This is a genomic window from Streptomyces sp. NPDC028907, assembly GCF_055564995.1.
This window is the reverse complement of record NZ_JBVHVE010000049.1, coordinates 1-3,553: the sequence shown is the minus strand read 5'-3', so window position 1 is coordinate 3,553 and position 3,553 is coordinate 1. Positions and strand designations below refer to the sequence as shown.

General features: G+C 74.4%; 1 protein-coding gene. It reads left to right on the top strand.

Annotation, left to right across the window (positions count from 1 at the left end; all coding sequences use genetic code 11):
* The coding region (locus ACZ4UU_RS45065) for a type I polyketide synthase (protein WP_471909269.1) at window positions 1–3,553 on the top strand (3,553 nt) is incomplete at both ends.

Genomic DNA, 3,553 nt, shown 5'->3' with positions numbered 1-3,553 from the left:
CTCGAAATCGGCCCCCACCCCACCCTCACCCCCCACATCCACACCACCCTGCCCGACGACCACCGACCCACCGTCACCCACACCCTGCACGCCGAGGAGCGCGAGACGCGTGCGCTGCTCACGGCCGCTGCCCGGCTCCACGCCGTCGGTGCGGCCGTCGACTGGGCCGGTGTCCTTCCCTCCCCCGGCCCGGACGGACGGCACGGCGCGGCCGCCCTGCTGCCCACCTATCCGTTCCAGCACGCCCGTTACTGGATCAAGGAGCCCATGCCGGGCGGTGACCCGGCGGAACTGGGGCTCGGCGCCGCCGACCATCCGATGCTGGGGGCCGTGGGCGAACTGCCCGACGGCGGTCTCGTGCTCACGGGCAGCGTCTCGCTGGACTCCCACCCGTGGCTCGCCGACCACATGATCGCCGGCACCGTTCTGATGCCGGGTACGGCCCTGGTCGAGCTGGCCCTGTACGCGGCCGGGCGGAGCGGTTGCGGCGGGGTGCGGGAGCTGACGCTGCAGAGCCCACTGGTCCTCCCGGAGGCAGGTGGCGTCCAGCTGCGTGTCACCGTCGGGCCGCCCGACGACTCGGGCGACCGTACGGTCCTGATCCATTCGAGGCCCCGCCCGTCCGGTTCGGGTGACGGGGCCGGAGCTCTGTTCGACCGGCCGTGGACGGTTCACGCCGACGGTGCGCTCGGCGCGGCGGAGGTCGTGCCGTCGGGCGCGGTGTCCGTGTGGCCACCCGAAGGGGCTCGTCCCGTGGACGTGACGGAGTTCTACGAGCGGCTGGCGGACCGGGGGTACACGTACGGCCCGCTCTTCCAGGGGCTCGGCGCGGCGTGGCGGCACGGAGAGGCCCTGTACGCCGAGGTGGCATGGCCCGAGGGCGCCGCGGCCGGAGCCGACGGTGACCGGTACGGGCTCCATCCGGCCCTCCTGGACGGCGCCCTGCATCCGCTCGCCCTGAACCCGGACGCCCCGACCGGCGAGGGCGACGGGACGGACGCGGCGACGGAGGCCGTGCGGCTGCCGTTCTCCTGGTCGGGCGTGACCCTGCACACGGCCGGCGCGGGGCGGCTGCGGGTCCGTCTCACCCCGACCGAGGAAGGGGACGTCGAACTGGCGATCGCGGACGCCACGGGCACTCCGGTCGCCGACGTCCGGTCGGTCGCGACCCGCTCCGTCTCCGTGGACAGGCTCGCGGCGCTGGGCGCGGACCAGGGGGACGCGCTGTACCGCCTGGACTGGGCCGTGCTGCCGTCGCCCGGGCGCCCGACGGAGGGAACGCCCCCGGACGGCAGCGCTCCGGTCATCCTCGAAGGCGCCCACCCCGACCTCGCCGCGCTGGGCCGGGCCGTCGACGAGGGGCTCCCGGTGCCCGGCACCGTCGTGCTGCCCTGCGCCCCCGCCCGTACGGCGGGCCCCGACACCGTGTCGGGGGTCCACGCCGCGACACGGCACGTACTCGACACGGTCCGGGCGTGGCTGGCGGACCCGCGGTATGCCTCCTCACAGCTGGCCGTGGTCACGTCGGGCGCCGTGGCCGTCGAACGTACCGAGGGCGTGCCGGACCTCGGTCACGCCGCGGTCTGGGGGCTCGTGCGGGCCGCACAGTCCGAGAACCCCGGCCGTTTCGTCTTGGTCGACCTCGACGTCCCGCATGCCGCCGACGGCTGGGAGTCGCTGCTGAACTCCGCCCTCGCCACCGGTGAGCCGCAGCTCGCCGCGCGGCGGGGCGGCCTCCATGCGCCGCGCCTCGCGCGCGCCGCCTCCGCGTGGGACGGCGCCCCGGGGAGGTCCCTGGACCCGGACGGCACCGTGCTGATCACCGGAGGAACCGGCGGCCTGGGAGGGCTCGTCGCCGATCACCTGGTCCGTGCGCACGGCGTCCGGCATCTGCTGCTGTGCGGCCGTCGCGGCCCCGAGGCGCCCGGCGCCGAACGGCTGCGCGCGGAGCTCGAGGAGCTCGGTGCCCGAGTGACCTTGGTGGCGTGCGACGTGGCCGACCCCGAGAGCGTTCGTGACCTGATCGCCGCCGTGCCCGCCGCGCATCCGCTCACAGCGGTCTTCCACGCGGCGGGAGCTCTGGACGACGGCCTGGTGGGGTCGCTGACCGAGCGGCGGCTCGGGGACGTGCTGCGTCCGAAGGTCGACGCCGCGTGGAACCTGCATCACGCGACGCGCGACATGGAACTCGCCGCGTTCGTGCTGTTCTCCTCCGCCGCCGGCATTCTGGGCAATCCCGGGCAGGGCAACTACGCGGCGGCCAACACCTTTCTGGACGCCCTCGCCCACCACCGGCACGCGGCGGGCCTGCCGGCCACGTCACTGGCGTGGGGTCTGTGGGAGGACGCCGGTGGCATGGCGGACACCCTCGACCGGTCCGCGCAGGGCAGGTTCTCCCGTACCGGACTCGTGCCGTTCGCGCCCGAGCAGGCCCTGTCTCTGCTGGACGTCGCGCTGCGCACACCGGCCGAGCCGCTGCTCGTTCCGGTACGGCTGGACCTCGCCGCGCTGCACGGCGCAGCCGTCCGGGCCGCGGGAGACTTTCCCGCCGTCCTGCGGGGCCTGGTCCGCGTTCCCACCACGCGTCGCGGCGCACCGGCCGGTTCCACGTCGCCGGCGCGGGCACTCGCCGGGCTCACGGCCGCAGAACAGGAGCGGTATCTGCTGGATCTCGTCCGTGGCCGGACCGCGGCCGTACTCGGACACGGCTCCGCCGAGGACATTCCGCCCCAGCGGCCGTTCCAGGAGCTCGGGTTCGACTCGCTCACCGCGGTCGAGCTGCGCAACCAGATGGACATGGTGACCGGGCTGCGGCTGCCCGCCACGCTGATCTTCGACTACCCGACAGCGCACGCCCTCGCCGCCCATCTGCACGCCCGGCTGGTGGGCGAGCAACCGCCGACGGACGGCGGGCCGGCCGACGGTACCCCCGCCCCCGCCGCGCGTGAGGGCGAACCGATCGCCATCGTCGCCATGGCCTGCCGTTATCCCGGAGGCGTGCGTTCCCCCGGCGAGTTGTGGCAGCTCGCCGCCAACGGGGAGGAGGGCGTGGGGGACTTCCCGTCGAACCGGGGCTGGAACGTCGAGGAGCTCTTCGACCCCGACCCCGACGCCGCAGGCAAGAGCTACACACGCAACGGCGGGTTCCTGTACGACGCCGACGAGTTCGACCCGGACTTCTTCGGGATCAGTCCGCGTGAAGCCCTGGCGATGGATCCGCAGCAGCGGCTCCTGCTGGAGCACTCGTGGGAGGCCGTCGAACGCTCGGGCATTCCGGCCGACTCGTTGCGGGGCAGCGCCACAGGCGTCTTCGTGGGTGTGATGTACGGCGATTACGGAGGACGCCTTCTCCACCAGGCCCCGGCGGGCTTCGAGGGGTATGTCGGCACCGGCAACTCGTACAGCGTGGCGTCGGGGCGGATCTCGTACACGTTCGGGTTCGAGGGTCCGGCGGTCACCGTCGACACCGCCTGCTCGTCGTCGCTGGTCGCCGTGCACCTGGCCGCGCAGGCCCTGCGCAGCGGCGAGTGCGACATGGCGCTCGCCGGCGGCG